This is a genomic window from Streptomyces sp. NPDC048612 (genome assembly GCF_043199295.1).
In the GTDB taxonomy this organism is placed as follows: Bacteria; Actinomycetota; Actinomycetes; order Streptomycetales; family Streptomycetaceae; genus Streptomyces.
The window spans coordinates 1-16,392 of sequence record NZ_JBICVV010000011.1; the positions used below are offsets into that span (position 1 = coordinate 1).

Sequence of the window (16,392 nt, forward strand, 5' to 3'; positions counted from 1 at the left end):
TCCACAAGCAGCAACAGACACACGACCTCACCATCACAGGCACCCACACGTACCATGCCCTCGCCAGACACACACCAGTACTCGTCCACAACAGCGGCGACTGTATCCTGCCCACGCCACGCGTCTCCGATTCAAAACTTCAGAACTTGGTTAACGATCTCTATAAGGGGACGACTAACCCGGCTCGGACTGGAGACGGTACGACAATGTCGGCGATTCGCGATGAGCTCAGCTCCGGTCAACTCGTGCACGGCCGTAATCACGTAGCCAAGGGGAATCAGTACGCTAGGGCGCTCAATAAGTGGATATCGAAGAATCACAGAGACGGGGGTCCGCGGGATTTGATCGTGGCGAGAAGCCTACTTGCCGACCTTAAGTCGGCCCTCGGGGGGAATTGATGGAGATGAACGAAGAGCAGTTCTTTCATGGGCTCCTACAGAGCCTTCCACAGCTTGAGAGCTTGCATGCCGAGCATGTGGAATTCTACGAAGAGTTCCTCTCCCACGTTTTCCTCGCAGACGTCGCCCGATGGGCGGTAAGCTTGTTCAGCGACGTTGGGCAGGGCATGGCCGAGGAAGCCATCGGGATTCGATTGATTAACTTCATCGAGGGCGCATACGTGCATGGCGATTGCACAGTCAGGGAATTGATCAGGGTTTCGTTTGTTGAAAACCTGCCTTACTCTGGTCAAGAGGGTTTCGATATCCATAGACACCTGACGGGAAATCTCCGCAGGATCTTCATGGAGCGTTGATCCCTGCGGGCGCTGAGTCGCAAGGCGCGGCTGCGTAGAGCGATTTCATCGCAGCCGATCCAGACAGCTTCAGCAAAGATGAAGCGCCGCCAACGCAACACCGTCGAGCGAGCCATCAACCGCCTCAAGGGCTTCCGGGCCGTCGCCACACGCTACGAGAAACGCGCCTACGTCTACCTCGGAACCGTCACGGTCGCGACCCTCATGATCTGGCTCCGAACATGATCCGAGAACAGTGCCTAGGTGGTTTGACGGTGCGGCGGAAGAACTCACGGAGGCAGCGCGTTGCCCGTCGGTGCCCTGGAGGGGCTGGGGCGGCGGTCTGGGGCTGATGGCGGGAACGGGGCGCGTCGGTTCGGGTGGGGTCTGGAGGAACTCGGCGAGGCGTCGGTGACCTTCACCGCGTGCTCGGCACCCGAGCGCACGGCGCCGCGGGCAGTGCCGCGCATCTCCGCACCGGCCTATCCAGCACCGCGGCCGCGGCCTCCAGCCCCGCGCCGGTCAGGTTCCACAGCTTCTCGGGGACCAGGTTGCCGTTGTCGTTGGTGCGGCCGACCGAGCCGAGCAACTCCACCAGGGCGTCGCGGCCGAGGCTGAGGCAGCCATTGCGGACGGTCTGCGCGCCGACCTTGCCCGGGCACATCAGCTGCCGGATCGCCTCGGCGGTTGCCACCTTCACCACACCCATCGCAACGAAGGCCATCCGCCGCGTCCAGGCCGTCGCCCCGTACGGCCGGCGCTTCGCCCCACCCACTGCCCATCCTCTCCCCCGCACCGGGCACGACCGATGCGTCCTCGGCCACGCGGCCACGGGCCCCTGGCCCGGAACCCGACACCCCGCCCTCAACTCACTGACACCCACCGCTGGCAAGAGAGGGGAAGGAGGGGTGTCGAAGTGGCGGGCAGCCCTTGACCATGGTTACTGAAATGGCTTCAGCCTCTTCCGCCGGAGAGGACCGCGTAGGGGGTTGGCAGGCGGAATGTAGGACGCACAGCAGGAAGCACGCCCGGGCAGGCAGCCCCTGGCGCTCTTCAAGACCAGGGGATTGCCACCGGCCGGAATGAGGGCGCGTGCTCAGAGCGGCACGCGGCGGCCACTCCCGTGTCCCCATGCCCGGGGCTGCACTCCGGGAATCGCCGTCCTGCCGGCGCTGTTGCATCCACCGAGGGACCGGCGTCGCACGGGTGGGGGGACAAAGGCCATCCGCCCGACAGTCAGGCCCTCGGGATCGTGGTACGCCCGCCACGCATCAGACCAGGATGTATTTCCGCAGGAGGACTTGTTCATGACCGACCGGCCCTTGACGTTCATGGCAGTGCACGCCCATCCCGATGACGAGGCCACCGGAACGGGAGGTGTCCTCGCGCGGTACGCGGCGGAAGGCATCCGCACGGTTCTCGTGACGTGTACCGACGGCGGTTGCGGAGACGGACCCGGGGGTGCCAAGCCGGGCGACCCCGAACACGATCCGGCGGCCGTCGCCCTGATGCGCCGTCAAGAACTGGAGGCCAGCTGTGAGGCCCTGAAGATCAGCGATCTGGAAACGCTGGACTATGCCGACTCCGGGATGATGGGCTGGCCGAGCAACGACGCCCCTGGCTCCTTCTGGCAGACCCCCGTGGCGGAAGGCGCCGCCCGACTCGCACAACTCATGCGGCACTACCGGCCCGATGTGGTCGTCACCTATGACGAGAACGGCTTCTACGGCCACCCCGACCACATCCAGGCCCACCGCATCACGATGGCGGCGCTGGAGATGACCGCGCTGACACCGAAGGTGTACTGGACGACGATGCCCCGCTCGATGATGCAGCGGTTCGGGGAGATCGTGCGCGAGTTCCATGAGGACATGCCGGAGCCTGATCCCGCCGAGGCCGCCGCGATGGCCGAAATCGGCCTCCCCGACGATGAGATCACCACGTGGGTGGACACCACCGCATTCAGCGGCCAGAAGTTCGACGCACTGGCCGCACACGCCAGTCAGGGCGAGAACATCTTCTTCCTCAAGATGGGCAAGGAGAGGTTCGGCGAGTTGATGGGCATGGAGACCTTCGTACGTGTCCAGGACACCACCGGCGCGACCGTACCCGAGAACGACCTCTTCGCCGGACTGCGCTGATCCAACCATCCGACCGGCCCTGGGAAAGTCATTAGCCGCACAGCACGACCGAACGCGTCACACCCCCGGAGGCAGGCCGCGCGGGTTCGCTCCGGCAGCCCGCGACCACCTGACACCGCGCGTGGCCCCGCCCAGGCCGACCTGCATCGGCGATCGGCGACCTGTATCGGCGATCGGCGCGATCCTGACGCTGAGCAGCTGCACGAGGTCGCGCTTTGCACGGATTTGGCCCTCACCGATCAGGCCAGTTCCCTCCGTCACCCGGACCTGGGGCCGGGGTGCTGCACCGCGACCGGGCGGACAGCCAAAGGAGTGAAGGTCGGGCAACCCGCCATCGGGCAGGCACCCGCCTGCCCGCAGGGACCTTCGCCTTCAGACTCACGCATAGAATCCTTCTTGCCGGGGGTTTCACACGTGACGCAACTCGGTGGGCAACTGAAGGTGCAGTTGCCCACCGAGGGACGTGGAGTGCCTCTGAGCCTGTTTCAGGAGCGATGTCTACCTCGTCGTTACCTTCCACTGCGTCCGTGGACACGCGGAAGCGGGCGGCCCCTCGCTACAGAGGAGGGGCCGCCGACTTGTTGTCGCGGTGAGGACCACCTCGGCAACGGGTCAGCGAAGGCGGTGAGCCTGCACTCGCATTCCAGCACGAGTTCCGGACGCTCATAGGCTCGTTTACCGCAGAGGTCAGGGCCCGTCACTTTGGTGCGCTTGCTGTCATCGCACACGGCCGCTCCAGTACGCGCTTTCACCAGGCCCTGTCCACAAACTCCTTCTGTCTGCTGCCAGGGCCACACTCGCCTCTACCGACATCCTCTTCGACGCGCTCGGAGGAAGGGCGAACCCCTGCGTCATTTCCTTCTCCATCCCTGGTAGCAGCAGCGTTTCACCCACCCCGCTGGAATGGTCCTCGCCTTCGAAGATGGGATCGACTGCCCGCCCGTGAGCATCCTTGGCGCCGAGGCTGAGGAACTCATGCAGATTGACGATGTTGGTCGATCCGTTGCGGATCGTGACTTGCACGGCTACGGGTCGATTACCTTGCGTATACCCGCCGTCTCTCACCTCGCGAGGCGTGTATGGCTCCGGCGCCGAGACTGTCGCCTGCACGCCGTTCCTGAAGCACCAGGTGGTGCGGAACTTCACCGCTGGGCTCCCGGACTTGGCCTGCGAAGACGGCTTCGTAGTCGACTGCTCAGCCTGGCATGGGACTTGCTGGAACGGGTCAGTGGCGGCCACGGCACCGTTGACGCACCACACAGTGGCCAGCCCGCCAAGGACCGCGCCAGTCAAGCACCTGCCCCGCTTGTCGGCGTAACCCCGCTTGAACCGTCGAGCCCCGAGAATCCCCAGCGCCAGAGCTGTGATCTCAATGATGGCCGCCACCCAGAAGAGGAGCCGCGCAGGGCCGGCCGCCGTGCCGACGACGCCGAGGAACGCAAGGATCACGAAGCCGATGACGGCGAGGATGACGGTTGCAGTGCCAAGGCCCTTACGCTGCGGCTCGGGCCGGGGAACAGCTCCCTCCGGGGAGTCCGGCACGGCCGGGCCCCCACCAGAACCGGCCGCGGTATGAGATGACGGGGAGATCCCATCGCGGAGCGGTTCCCTCTGCGGCTTCTGAGAGTCGACCATCGCTACTCCGTTCTTGGAACGTCGGGCTTTCCTCCCCAGACGGGCACAGCCACCCGGCGGTTGCGACCTTTCAGCGTATGAAGGACCGACCCAGACTGCGGCTATCCACATCACCAGCTATGGCGATACTGAGGCGCAGACAGACGTCCGATAGCTACTGAATTCGCTCCCCGTAGCACTAGCCTTACTCTGAGCCAGATATGAACGCGCAGGGAAGCCACCCCACAAGGCCCGTACGGCAATACAGGGGGTTTCCCGAAGTTGCCGGAGAGTCCGAGGAAACCGTATCGAGCGACAGCTCCATGCCTTGGCCGCCGCGCTGGACCAGCGCGGGGACAAGCTGGCCCCGTGCTGGTCCAACGGCCCGCCGCGCCCTGGCGCGACGCGGCGCAACAGTGGCCCTCCGAACCAGCCTGCCGCACAGCACCGTCCCGGGCGTCGGGCGTCGCTCTCCACCAGTGGGCTCGCCGCCGTCGTGTGAGATCTGGCGCTGCACGAACCTTCACGCCTGGGTTGCCGGTGTTCTGGTCTGGGCGGTACCGCGGGAAAGAGGTCCAGTCGATGTCGGCCGCGGTGTCGACCTGCGCACCGTGGAAGGTGACCGGGCCGCCGGTGTGCTCTGCGCTGTTGAGGGTGACGGTGCCGCTGGCGAACTCCGCGTGGTCGAACTCGACCTTGCCACCGGTGAACTTCGTTTCTCGGAAGGAGAGTGTGCCGCCGGTGAACGCGTTCGGCGGAGGCAGACCTGGCCGGTGGTGAACAGCGGCTTATCGAGGAAGGTCGGCACTCTGCTGAACCGGGTCCGGATGAAGAGGACCGCGCCGCCGGTGACGTGCGCGTTCGAGAAGGAGAGGTGACGGGTGAAGTGCGCGCTGTGGAAATCTGCACCGTCGAAGGTGGTCCCGATGAAGGTGGCCCCGGTGAAGTCCAGATCACGCCCGCACCACGTCGCCGGTGTCTTTGGATTCGGCGGCGGTCACGGATGATCTGAGCGATGAACCGTCGGACTTCCCACTCGCCTGTCTTGAAGCCGGTTGCAGCGGTGACGGTCTCACAGGGCATGCGCAGGTATGCGCACAGCACATCGATAGACACCTGGCGCTGCTCGGGCCAGTCGTCGGCTGCCAGCTGGTGCCGGTACGTGAACGAGGATGCGAAGCAGGCCTTTGGGCCGGTCAAGTCAGGCATGCAGCGCGGACGCACCCACTCAGTGTCGAAGGAAGCGCTTCTCAGTCAAGGAAGCGCTTCTCAGTCGTCAGGCAGGAAGCCCAGCACCTTCTGGAGGTCAGCAGGTTCGTGGTAATGCACGCCGGTCATTCCGAGCGTGGTGGCGGCCTCGACGTTCTCCAGCTGGTCGTCCACGAACAGGCACTGGTGGGCAGCGACCCCTGCCCGATCGGCTGCGATCTCGTAGATCGCCGGATCGGGCTTGGCCACCCCCACCCGAGCGCTGCTCACGATGTGGGTCGCGAGATCCGACAGCCCCATCGACTCAAGGTCACGCTCCAGTTCCAGGGTCGCGTTGGTGACCAGGACCAGGGGCATGTGGCCCCGAACCCGGCGCAGCAGGGTCACCACCCTGCCGTCGGCCCGGAACGGAGCTTCGGCAAGCGCCGACCCCAGCTCACGGGCGTGCGTCTGCGGTACCCGGTCGGAGAGCGCCGACGCGATGGAGTCCACCCACTCTCTCTTGGTGATCTCGCCGAGGAGGTAAGGCAGGTCTATTCCGGGGTCGTAGGCCACCGTTGCGGTGGTGCCCTCGGCTACCCCCGCAGCACGTTCCAGCTCCGCCAGTGGAGCCATGTCGTAGAAGCGGATTACGTTGTCGAGGTCGCACAGCACGGCGTCAAAGGGCCTGCTCATTAACTCGGAGGGCGTCATCTCCCTTGCATAGCACGGGGTTTGACCCCAGCAAGATCACAACCAGGAACTAGCCCTAGATGTCATCTCACGTCGCGTGTTCGGCGGCCTGGCGGAGTGGAAATCGTTGAGCGGCCGGCGTGCCGACCGATGTCGCTACGAACACGATCGCAGCGAGGACTTCGTGTTCACCGGGCCCACGCCGTCCACCACCTTGCGGACAGCTCGGCGCCTCCGGAACACCCGCTTAAACAGCTGCCGGGCCAAACGCCGGAACAGGGTGGACGCCGGCGTGACCACCGCGAGGTGATCGATGCGATCGCCTTCAAGTTCCAGACCGGGACGCATTGAGTCCGCCCACGGTTCGTAGTCAACTCGCCGGGTCCGCCTCCGCACCCGGCTCCGGCGACGCCCCTGCGGAGTCCGTGTGACGCATCGCGGTCTTCTCATCCGGTCCTGAACCGGTCATGGAGCTCACTGCCGTTCTTGCCGCGGCCACGAAAGCGGCGATCGCCGGATGGGTACCGCCGCTCGCGCGGAAGGCGACCTTTGATCGGCGGAACAACGGCAACTTGGTCAACACCACGCCTGCCGGGCTGTGCGCAGTGGCCATCTCCGGTACGAATCCGGCCCCTTGTCCGGTGGCGGCCAGGGCCAGCACTGTGCGGAAATCGTTGACCTGGTGGCGGATTCTCGGCTGGAACCCGGCCGCCTGGCAGGCGCGTGCGGCCATTGCGTGACCGGTCGTGCCGTCCCGGGCGGTGATCCACGGAGCCTCTGCATAGGGACCGAGCAGCTCGGCCAGGGTGTCGCTGCGGCTGGTGTTCTTGGTCGCGGCGTTGGTGACGAGGTACATGGGCTCTTCCAGCAGGGGCACCTCGTCCATGGTGGTGTCCGGCGACGCGGGTACGAAGTCGTAGTCGTGGACAAGGGCGACGTCGAGTTCGCCGGCTCGCAGGCCGTCGGAGACGCGGGCGGAGTCGATTTCCTGCACCATCGGTTCCAGCGCGGGATGCCGTTGGGCCAGCTCGGCCAGCGTGGCGGGCACGATGGTGTGACCGCCGGAGGGGAAGGTCCCGATACGCAGTGGCCCTCCGATGCCGTCCCGGGCACTGGCCAGCTCTGCGACCGCCAGTTCAAGGCGTTGCAGCACGGCGTCGGCGTGTGCGACGAGGGACCGGCCTGCGGGCGTGAGGACCACGCGCCTGCCGCTGCGTTCCAGCAAGGCCACGCCGGCCTCGCGTTCCAGCACACCCAGCTGCTGGGAGACGGCGGATGCGGTGAAGGTCAGCGCCTCGGCCACGGCGGCGATCGTGCCCCGCCGGTCCAGTTCGCGGAGCAGGTACAGACGACGAACATCAAGCATAAGTTCAGCTTAGGCATGGAGGTAGAAATCAGAAATGGATCTACCGGGTTGGTGTGAGCCAGGCTGGGACCATGAACCTCGATCCGATCTTCAACGGGCTGTACGTCCCCTTGGTGACTCCGTTCACCACCGACCTGCGCTTGGCTCCCGATGCGCTGGCCCGCCTCGCCGAAGAGGCACTGTCGAGCGGCGCCTCCGGGCTGGTCGCCCTCGGCACCACCGCGGAATCGGCCACGTTGACCGCGGAGGAGAAGCAGACGGTGGTGCGCATCTGCTCGGCCGCCTGCCGAGCACACAGCGCCCAGCTGATCGTCGGGGTCGGCACCAACGACACCGCCACCGCCATCACGTCGCTGCGCGAGCTGGAGGCCGCCGGGGACGTGGCTGCGGCGCTGGTTCCCGCGCCGCCCTATATCCGGCCCGGTGAAGCGGGGACACTGGCGCATTTCACCGCGCTGGCCGAACACGGCGGCATGCCGCTGATCGTGTACGACATCCCCTACCGCACGGGGCAGACTCTCAGCGCCGGCACGATCGCAGGGCTCAGCCGCCTGCCGGGCGTCGTCGGGATCAAGCACGCGACCGGCGTGATCGACGCGACCACGGTGGAGTTGCTCGGCGCCCCTCAGCCCGGCTTCGCCGTGCTCGGCGGCGACGACGTCGTCATCTCGCCACTCGTCGCGGCGGGCGCCCACGGCGGAATCGTCGCCTCGGCCAATGTGCGCACCGCCGACTACGCCGAGCTGATCTCGCTGTGGCACCGCGGCTTTGCTGCACCCGCCCGCAGACTCGGCGCCGAGTTGGCCCGGCTGTCCACCGCCCTCTTCGCCGAACCGAACCCGACCGTGATCAAGGGAGTACTGCACGCTCAAGAACGCATTCCCAGCCCGGCCGTCCGGCTGCCGTTGCTCGCCGCCTCCACCAGTACAGTCCACCGAGCAGCGCTCCTGGCCGGCAGCCGTGCACGCCACGCGTCCCCGGTCTGATCTCTCCCGAACCACAGCCGATGCCTCGCATGTGCAGGCCAAGCAGCGACGAAGCCGCCCAGAAGCAGGCCCGAGTCAGGCTGGCCGCGCACGGCCGGAAAGCGCGTGCCCCGGCCACCTTGCAACGCCACAGCAGGATCAACGTCCTGGGGCACGACTGGGCAGCCCGACGACCCGCCGCCCGGGTAGCCACTGGCAGCGACAACCACTGACAACGATGACGTCGACGGCTGGGAGTCCTGGCAGCTGACCCTCGCCCGCACTGAGCAATCACTCACCTACCGGCATCAGCCACTACCCGGTACAGAACGCCGAGGCGGCCTGGAGGTGCATCTGGCCGCAGCAAAGTGATCCCACACCCCTGCTCACTTAATCAAGAGCGGCTTGCTGCTCCAGCAGTTGGCGGGTGCCCGCTCCCGTAGGCGATCACTGGCCTCCCGTCGCTCGCGAGCCGCCACCACCCTCTTTCCTCATGGGAAAGAACCAGGTACTTTCCTTTCAGGAAACCACCTGGATGGCCGGATGATCGGGGACGCTCATGACCTCTTACGATGCCCAGACCGCGCTCGACGCCATACACCAGCGCCAAGGACAGACCCGCGACGAGTACGTGCGCCACATCTCCTCCGGCGCCCAAGGGCTCATCGCGGCACTGGCCGTGTTCGCCATGGGAGCGTCCATCGACCTACCGACCCCCTGGAGCCTCGCCGCCAAGTTGATCGCGGGCGGCCTGATCGCGGGCGGGCTGCTTGTGCAGTACCGCCAGGCCCGCGTACGCAGGAAGCAATCCCGCGCCGAGGTGCTGTTCACCGTGTGGCTGGCGGCAGTCGTTGTCGCGGTCTTCATCGCAGCGTTAATCGTCGCCCGCCTGATCGGTCTGCCAACTCCGTCCGTACCCGCCGCGGCCGTCGCGGCCCTGGCGACACTCGTGGCCACGTATGCGACCCGTCCGATCGTCAAAAGGATCACCAAGAAGGACGACCAGGGCTGATGGACCCGGACTTCGATGAATTCCTGCACGTTCAGGCGCGACTGTCGGTCGTCGCACTGCTGGCTCCAGCCGACTGGGTGGAGTTCGGCTTCGTGCGCGACACCGTGGGCACCAGTGACTCTGCACTGTCCAAACAGGTCGCCGCCCTAACGGACGCCGGCTACGTAGAGGTACGCAAAACACGGAACCGCACGGGCCGACACACCCACCTCAGGCTCACCGCACACGGGCGGCAGAGGTTTCAGCGTCACGCCTCGGCTCTGGAAAGGATCGTGGCGGCAGCACGCGGGCCACACGGCACATAACCGTCGCCAGCAAGGACGACGCGACGTCCGATACCGCGCTCCTCCCAGGCGCCGAAAGGCACCTGCGTGCACGGACGGGCCCGCACTCGTCCAGGTACTCAACCAACTCGCCCTGAAGAAGGAGGCACTGCGTCAGCAGTCACACTTCCGACGCAGAACCCCACCCCTCCCGACCTGCCCCTGAGGACACCCGCCGCCGGACAGCCCTACCGAACGCCGCAGACCCCACCGTGTTCGCCGACCCGGATACCGCAGCGCTCGTCTTTCCGGACGGCACGGTCGGATCGACGGCGCGGTGCGTGGTGGGCGGGCGCTGTCGGTGGGGGGCAGGCCACGGTCGCCGCGCCCTCGGCGCCGGTGGATGTCGCGTTCACGTCGACGGTAAGTGGGTGACAGAACGGTGGCCGCGGTCGATCTCGGTGCGGGCCGCAGCCTGGTCCTGGTCGACGGGGAACCGGAAGGGACGGCGCTGCCCGCCGGGGCGGGGGCGCTGACGGAGGGTTGGGCGCTGCGGTTGAGCAGGCGCATGCCCGCTCCGCCGACCGGCCCGGAACGCCTGGACGGTCTGGGCCACGCCCTACCGACGGTGCGGAGCCGTGCGCCAGGAGCGCCGTGGCGTCGGCACATCCGGCTGCAGGGTCACCGGTCCGGCCGCGACAGGCGTCGAAGCGACCGCGTACGCCGTTGCAGAGCCTCCGTAGGCGACCGCGTAGGCAGTCTCACCCGGTCCGTGGACGGCGGGCCGCCCACGGGCAGCTGGAGGGTGGGCGGTGCGAACTGCCCCGGTACGGGTGCGGGAGCCGGTGCGGGCGCCTGATGGCCTGTCGGGGTCGTTGTCATCGTCGGGTCTCTCTCCGTCGGGGTGCGCTGGGCACGTGGTGTCGCGCCCCTTTGGCGCGATCGGGTGCCACCGTCGAGCGTCGGCTCCCCCCGGTTCCAGTCTTTGCGAATCCGCCAAACCCGCACGTCAGGGCGTGGGTTAGGGAGAATTCGCGAGCAGTGGGCCGCAGGGCGCAGCGGTGCTACGTGCGGTGGCGAGCAGCACCATGCAGGGGCCGCGGGTTAGCGGCACAAGTGCGGTGGTGGTGCCGGGAGAGCCAGCGACAGACAGATGTCGCCTCGTCGCCGACGCCAGATGCGGTGCCGACGGTGCCTATCGGCGCCCGACCGCAAGAGCACCAGGCCGCGTACTTCCCGCGAGACGCCGGCGGGGCCCGTAATGGGGCGATGGATGGAGATGAACGTCGGCGCCGACCCGCGATTGGTGGCTGTTCACCACGGCCAGTGCACCGTCGGGCAGCCCGCATCCGACCGGTCATCCGACGTGCAGCCGCAAGGCGTTGACCGCCGGTGTGGTGGCGTGCGCGTGGGCCGTCCAGGCCGCGAGCCGCAGCGGCGAGAGCGCTCAGGTTTCGCTGTGGGAATTCACCTTGTCGGCGGGGCCAGGGTGCGGTGGCGGGTGACCGCCCACAGGGCGAGTCCGAGGCAGCTGAAGGCGGCGCCCAGGGCGCATATGGTGCCCCAGCCAGCCACCATGTAGAGGGTGGTCGCGGCGAGGGCGCCGGTGGCGCTGCCGATCGAGGATTCCGACGACCACGCCGCTGGTGACCAGGCCTACGACCCGTCCGCGCCCGGTGGGAGAAGCCAGTGAGGCCGCGAAGGCCACCAGTGTCTGCGTGACGACCGCGAGAAGCCCCGTCGCGGCCATGCCCGCGAGCACGATCGCCGCCGTGTGGGCGGTGGCTACCACGGTCAGTGCCGCCACCAGGAGCAGTAACTGGGCCACGATGAGCCGTCGGCGGTCGGTCACGTCGCCCAGGGGCACGAGGAAGAAGAGTCCCAGTCCGTATCCGACGTGCGTGAGGGTGACGACGCTGCCGACGAGGGCGGGGCTCATGGCGAGGTCGTGGCCCATGGTCACCAGGAGTGGCTGGGCGAAGTAGACGTTGGCCACCGCGGCTCCGCAGGCGACGGCGAACACCGTGAGGACGCCACGGGACAGGATGAACGCAGAGCCTTCCCCGCTTCGGGTTTCGGTCCGTCGTGTTACAGCCTCGCCATTGCCGTTCATCAGGACTCCTTCGCGCATCTGGTTTCATCTTGCCACCAGTGGCGACGGTACGTTCACTGGTAGCATGTTGCAACCAGCGTGCGAGTGAAGGGATGCAGACGCCATGGTGACCAGGACGCGCTTCGACGACAGCGAATGCCCCGTCGCCCGGTCGGTGGACGCGATCGGCGACTGGTGGTCCCTGCTGATCGTGCGGGACGCCTTCGACGGAAGCCGGCGCTTCGGGGAGTTCCAGCGCAGCCTCGGCGTCGCGAAGAACATCCTCACCGCGCGTCTGCGCACCCTGGTCGCCGGCGGCGTCCTCGAATCCGTCCCGGCCTCGGACGGCAGCGCCTACCGCGAGTACGCACTGACGCCGAAGGGCAAGGCACTCTTCCCCGTCATCGTGGCACTGCGGCAGTGGGGCGAACAGAACTTCTTCGCCCCCGGCGAAGAACACTCACAACTGGTCGACCGCCAACAGGGACAGCGCCTCCGCGCACTGGACGTGCTGTCAGCGGACGGGCGACGGCTGAACCCTGACGACACCACCGTTCACAAGGTCTCCGCCCAGTGAACCGAGCTGCGGCCCCGATCGCCTGAGGCAGGACAGCAGCACTCGGTGACCTCCGCCGGAGACGCGGGATGGATTCCTCGATTCAGCGGTGGCGACGCGCCGTTGCACTTGATGCGGGGGCTGCGCTGCGCCGGTGCTGAGCTGTGCTGGCCCCTGGCGGCGCGCTCACGTAAGGGTCCGGGCCGAGCCCCCGAGGGCCCGCTGTGTACGCAGTGCCGTGCCACGGCCGAAGCCGGGCGGGCGGAGCAAGGCGTCGGCCACCATGTAGCCGTCTGCCGCCGCTTGCTACTCCCCCCGCCACAGCCCGGGGGCATCCTGGTCTCCGAGCCCAGTAGGCGGGCGGCGATGACGGTGCGGCCGGGCTCAGCGGCACGCGCGGGATGTCCCAATCCCCCGGCTCCAGGGGCAGGAAGGGCGCAGCCGGGGCGGCGGTGGGCTTGTGGTCACGGCCGGGCAGGTGGCCGGCGACAGGGAGGGACAGCGGGTCCCCTGCGGGTGGTGTGAAGGCGGTAGCCGGGTCCTGGCCGCGTGTGGTGCTGGGCATCGGTGATGTCGGTTACGCAGACCACGCCGCACCGCTTTGACCTGCGAGAAAGGAGCGGTCAGCGGGGCCTCCCGCGAGGCGAGAGCAGGGGCCGAAGCGCTCAGCGCTGCCGCATCCGCCACGTCGTCCTGGACGCCTTCCTCTCCAACATGCACACCGGGGCCTTCCGCCCGCCTCGACAGGCGCGTCAAAGGCCGGCGCGTCGCCCCCGGCGGCTGCGAACGCGCCTGGGCACAGTACGGCCGCGTGACATGGAGATACGGGCAATATGGCCAGGAGGAGACGTACGGCACCCGCCACATCGGCGGACGCAGATCTGCACCCACAGCATCATCACCACCCCCTGAACAAGGCGGTCTTGTGGGTCACGGGTGGCACCGCGACCAGCTGGAGCGGTCTGCGGTCTGTCCCGCGGAGCCGCGTTCCGCGGCACGGAGAGCACTGAGTTCCAAAGGCGAGCGGACGGCCGCACGCTGATGTCAGGCGCAGTCGGCGGCCTGCAGACGCGGTGGCCCGCAGCCGCGAGATGAGCCGAGCCGCGAGAGGGGCCGGGGACCGCGTTCTGATGAGTCCCGCGGACGGGATCGACGGCCGCGGCCTGCGCCCCCTTCCAGCGGAGTCACCCAGGGCATCTGCGAGACGGGGGCACCGGTTGTGCTGCCGGGCCCAGATGACTTCCCATCCAGGCCCAGCCGTCATACGGGTCAGCGCGCGACGAGGACCGTCAGTCCGTCGTGCGGGGGTTCCGGCGGTTGATGCCGAACCAGGTCGCAGCCGCTGCCACTGTGGTGACCACGGCAAAGGTGGTGAGGTTGCCACCGGAGAGCGCCTGCTCGTCGTACAAGATGGCCCGGACGGGCACGGAGACGGCGAACGAGAGCACTCCCCAGCCCAGGCCTGCTGAGGCCGCTTTCGTCGCGATGGCTGATCGTCCGTTCATGTCGGTTCCTTCCTCACGGTGCCGGCTCGGGAGTCGCGGCGCTCCATGGTGCAGCGTGAGCGTCACTGTCGCATCACCTACAGCCCGCGGCGACCGCGCGCAGGGCCTTTGGCCCGGTGCCGTCGGCGGTCGGCTTCCAGTGGAGCTGTGCGGCGCGCCGCACGCGCGGCCTGGCAGCAATGGCAAGGCAGGACACAGACGCAGTCGAAGACGGCGGGACCGACACCGTCAACGGCCAGGTCGACGCTTGCCCGGCCGAGTTCGTCCGCCCAGTCACCGCCGCTGCTCAGTGCCTGATCGGCACCCATACGCAGGGAGCGCGCACGTTTCGCCGCACTGCGCGAGGTCACGTGACGCGCGCCCCTGCTGCTTTGCCCAGCAGCAGTGCCCACCCGGCGACGCCGCCCCCGATGCCGGGGACCAGCAGGTGCTCCCCCGGGCTGAGTTCGCCCCGGGTGAACACCGCCCGGTAGGCGGTCAGCGCCGCCAGCGGCAACGCGGCGGCCCCCGGCCACGACAGGTGCGCCGGCTTGGGCAGGGCATTGACAGCCGGGACGACGACGGCCTCGGCGAGCGTGCCGTTCGTCGGCCCGCCCAGGATGTCCGGCACGGTCGGCGTATGCGTGCTGCGTTCCCAGCCCATTGACGGGTTGATCACCACCTCGTCGCCGACCCGCACTCCTGACACACCGTCACCGACTGCGGTCACCACGCCGGCACCGTCAGATCCCGGAATGAACGCCGGCTCATCGCCGCGACGGCCGTCCATCAGGAACAGGTCACGATGGTTCAGGCCTGCCGCCCGCAGCCCTACCCGGACCTCACCGGAGCCCGGCACCGGCTCGGCGGTTTCGGTGAGCCGCAGCCCACCCGCCCCTTCGCCCCCTCATGCACGACCGCCCGCATGACGCTCCTTTCCTGTTTCCTATGGCTTTCCGCAGCTGATGCGCCCCGTGCCGGACACGGGTGCCAGCCGGCACAGGAGCGAGGCAAGCGTGATGCCGTAATCCCCTGCGCCATGTGCAAGCCTTGGCAGTGAACACGCGGCTCGCATATAAGATTCCGGCATTCGCTGGGCTCTCATCCGGCCGGTGGCGGACGGGCAGGCAGGCATGCGGCGCGCAGGCGCATCCGCTCGGCGGATCTCCCTTCCCTGGGCCAAGCCGCGTACTGCTGGTCTCACCACGTCCCAGCCCGACTCCTGCTGCTCCTACGGCGGCACTGCAGGGCGTCGGCCGGCCCGGCGGCCGTCATGAACTGCCGGGCGGCGGTCAAGCGCCGTGACGCGGCGCTGGCCCGGCGGCGGCATGAGACGCAAACCTGGCTAGTGACGCACCCGGGTCATACACAGTGTGGTATTGCCGTTCCGGCCGCCGCGCTCGGTGTACTCGTCGAATTCCTGCGGGCATTTGCCCTGAGCGGTGGCGCTGAACATGACTTTGTAGTTGGCTTTGGTGTCGCTGCAGGCGATGGTGAAAAGGACTGGGTTCGCGTGTGTGCCGCGGTTATCCAGGCAGTCCCCGGCGTCCGCGTAGCGGGCGACTTCCGCCGGGGGCTTTCCGTCGTCCGTGGCCATGGTCAATGCCCAAAATCCTGCCATGACGGCGCTCACGGCGCCGATCCCGATGAGCGGCCGGAGCCAGGGACGTCGTGCAGGGCCCGTCGGCGTGAACATCGGTACGCCTGAGGGCTGGACCGGGTAAGGCCCATGGACAGGCTGCTGAGCGTGCAGGAGCGAGCCGGTGGCAGGCGGCCCATAAGAGGCTGGGGCACCGTGTCCTGCGGGCTGCCCGTACGGGGCCGGTCCGGGCTGCTGCTGGCCCCAGGGAGCGGGCCCTTGTGGTGGTGGTGAGTACGCGGACATGCAGATCCCCCTGTTGTGATGCGGTCAGCCCGGCGCGCCAGGCGAGTTCGGTCCCAGGCTATGAGGCCCTGTGCGGTCCCCATCCTGCGGGTGTCCGCAGATAACGGTGTCGGGGTGGGCTGACCGCACCCCAGGGGACTCGTCTCCGGCGACCAGGCGGCGGAGCGTGCGGCCGAAGCGGCCGGTGGCTCGGCCGGCTGGATACGGCATCCCGCGCAGCGCACTCCGTCGGCCGGGGGCGCTGTCTCGTCCCGCGGGTCGCCCTCGAAGGGCTGCTCTCCAGAGGCCCGTGGCGTTCCTGGCGCCCGGGCCCACGGCATGAGCACTCGGCCGTACCGTGCGGTCGCCCAGCCGACGGCCGACTCGACCACCAGCGCCCGGGGCAGGAGGGGCGGGCCGG

At 68.0% G+C, this 16,392-nt stretch carries 15 protein-coding genes and 3 pseudogenes; 8 read left to right on the forward strand and 10 right to left on the reverse strand.

The window, feature by feature from the left end:
* The first annotated feature begins 403 nt into the window (after positions 1-403).
* Both ACGFN2_RS18320 and ACGFN2_RS18325 read left to right on the forward strand, forming a co-directional pair.
* The gene (locus ACGFN2_RS18320) at positions 404-754 is read left to right on the forward strand and encodes a hypothetical protein (RefSeq protein WP_393361494.1); all 351 of its coding nucleotides are present in this window, start codon (positions 404-406) and stop codon (positions 752-754) included.
* A 78-nt stretch (positions 755-832) separates the two neighbouring features.
* Positions 833-979: a hypothetical protein gene (locus ACGFN2_RS18325; RefSeq protein WP_393361497.1), complete on the forward strand. Its 147-nt coding sequence runs from the start codon at positions 833-835 to the stop codon at positions 977-979.
* Between the two features lie 172 nt (positions 980-1,151).
* On the opposite strand, the gene ACGFN2_RS18330 is transcribed toward ACGFN2_RS18325, so the two are convergent.
* Positions 1,152-1,508, reverse strand: coding sequence for a hypothetical protein (locus ACGFN2_RS18330; protein ID WP_362614460.1), 357 nt, complete (start codon positions 1,506-1,508; stop codon positions 1,152-1,154).
* 532 nt (positions 1,509-2,040) lie between these two features.
* On the opposite strand from ACGFN2_RS18330, the gene ACGFN2_RS18335 reads away from it, so the two are divergent.
* Positions 2,041-2,874, forward strand: coding sequence for a PIG-L family deacetylase (locus ACGFN2_RS18335; RefSeq protein WP_393361500.1), 834 nt, complete (start codon positions 2,041-2,043; stop codon positions 2,872-2,874).
* Positions 2,875-3,591: 717 nt separating this feature from the next.
* Here ACGFN2_RS18335 and ACGFN2_RS18340 read toward each other — a convergent pair.
* The gene (locus tag ACGFN2_RS18340) at positions 3,592-4,416 is read right to left on the reverse strand and encodes a hypothetical protein (protein ID WP_393361503.1); all 825 of its coding nucleotides are present in this window, start codon (positions 4,414-4,416) and stop codon (positions 3,592-3,594) included.
* A 752-nt stretch (positions 4,417-5,168) separates the two neighbouring features.
* Here ACGFN2_RS18340 and ACGFN2_RS18345 point away from each other — a divergent pair.
* Positions 5,169-5,366 carry a hypothetical protein gene (locus tag ACGFN2_RS18345; RefSeq protein WP_393361506.1) on the forward strand — a complete coding sequence of 66 codons (198 nt, stop codon included), beginning with the start codon at positions 5,169-5,171 and terminating at the stop codon, positions 5,364-5,366.
* Between the two features lie 8 nt (positions 5,367-5,374).
* Here the strand turns inward: ACGFN2_RS18345 and ACGFN2_RS18350 are convergent.
* The 4 genes and pseudogenes from ACGFN2_RS18350 to ACGFN2_RS18365 all read right to left on the reverse strand — a co-directional run.
* Positions 5,375-5,440, reverse strand: a pseudogene (locus ACGFN2_RS18350) (pentapeptide repeat-containing protein); the annotation flags it as partial.
* A gap of 317 nt (positions 5,441-5,757) precedes the next feature.
* Positions 5,758-6,390 carry an HAD family hydrolase gene (locus ACGFN2_RS18355; RefSeq protein ID WP_393361509.1) on the reverse strand — a complete coding sequence of 211 codons (633 nt, stop codon included), beginning with the start codon at positions 6,388-6,390 and terminating at the stop codon, positions 5,758-5,760.
* 127 nt (positions 6,391-6,517) lie between these two features.
* Positions 6,518-6,610: pseudogene (locus ACGFN2_RS18360) on the reverse strand (IS5/IS1182 family transposase); the annotation flags it as partial.
* 129 nt (positions 6,611-6,739) lie between these two features.
* A complete protein-coding gene (locus tag ACGFN2_RS18365; protein WP_393361512.1) occupies positions 6,740-7,672 on the reverse strand; it encodes a LysR substrate-binding domain-containing protein in 933 nt (310 codons plus the stop codon).
* 134 nt (positions 7,673-7,806) lie between these two features.
* On the opposite strand from ACGFN2_RS18365, the gene ACGFN2_RS18370 reads away from it, so the two are divergent.
* From ACGFN2_RS18370 to ACGFN2_RS18380, 3 genes are all read left to right on the forward strand, one after another.
* Positions 7,807-8,721, forward strand: a complete 915-nt coding sequence (locus tag ACGFN2_RS18370) for a 4-hydroxy-tetrahydrodipicolinate synthase family protein (protein WP_393361515.1) — start codon at positions 7,807-7,809, stop codon at positions 8,719-8,721.
* 538 nt (positions 8,722-9,259) lie between these two features.
* A complete protein-coding gene (locus tag ACGFN2_RS18375; RefSeq protein ID WP_362614555.1) occupies positions 9,260-9,712 on the forward strand; it encodes a hypothetical protein in 453 nt (150 codons plus the stop codon).
* Positions 9,712-10,017 (forward strand): transcriptional regulator, encoded by a 306-nt coding sequence (locus ACGFN2_RS18380; RefSeq protein ID WP_362614557.1) that lies wholly within the window; start codon positions 9,712-9,714, stop codon positions 10,015-10,017. The genes ACGFN2_RS18375 and ACGFN2_RS18380 overlap by 1 nt, the downstream gene beginning before the upstream one ends.
* 1,577 nt (positions 10,018-11,594) lie before the next feature.
* Here ACGFN2_RS18380 and ACGFN2_RS18385 read toward each other — a convergent pair.
* Positions 11,595-12,022 (reverse strand): annotated as a pseudogene (locus tag ACGFN2_RS18385) (MFS transporter); the annotation flags it as partial.
* A 169-nt stretch (positions 12,023-12,191) separates the two neighbouring features.
* Here ACGFN2_RS18385 and ACGFN2_RS18390 point away from each other — a divergent pair.
* Positions 12,192-12,644 carry a helix-turn-helix domain-containing protein gene (locus ACGFN2_RS18390; protein WP_362614560.1) on the forward strand — a complete coding sequence of 151 codons (453 nt, stop codon included), beginning with the start codon at positions 12,192-12,194 and terminating at the stop codon, positions 12,642-12,644.
* 1,268 nt (positions 12,645-13,912) lie between these two features.
* Here the strand turns inward: ACGFN2_RS18390 and ACGFN2_RS18395 are convergent.
* The 3 genes from ACGFN2_RS18395 to ACGFN2_RS18405 all read right to left on the reverse strand — a co-directional run bounded on the left by ACGFN2_RS18395 (position 13,913) and on the right by ACGFN2_RS18405 (position 15,740).
* On the reverse strand, positions 13,913-14,128 hold the full coding sequence (locus ACGFN2_RS18395) for a hypothetical protein (RefSeq protein WP_362614563.1): 216 nt from the start codon (positions 14,126-14,128) through the stop codon (positions 13,913-13,915).
* A gap of 346 nt (positions 14,129-14,474) precedes the next feature.
* Positions 14,475-14,966: an alcohol dehydrogenase catalytic domain-containing protein gene (locus tag ACGFN2_RS18400; protein WP_393361520.1), complete on the reverse strand. Its 492-nt coding sequence runs from the start codon at positions 14,964-14,966 to the stop codon at positions 14,475-14,477.
* Positions 14,967-15,452: 486 nt separating this feature from the next.
* Positions 15,453-15,740, reverse strand: a complete 288-nt coding sequence (locus ACGFN2_RS18405) for a hypothetical protein (RefSeq protein ID WP_393361523.1) — start codon at positions 15,738-15,740, stop codon at positions 15,453-15,455.
* Positions 15,741-16,392: the final 652 nt, after the last annotated feature.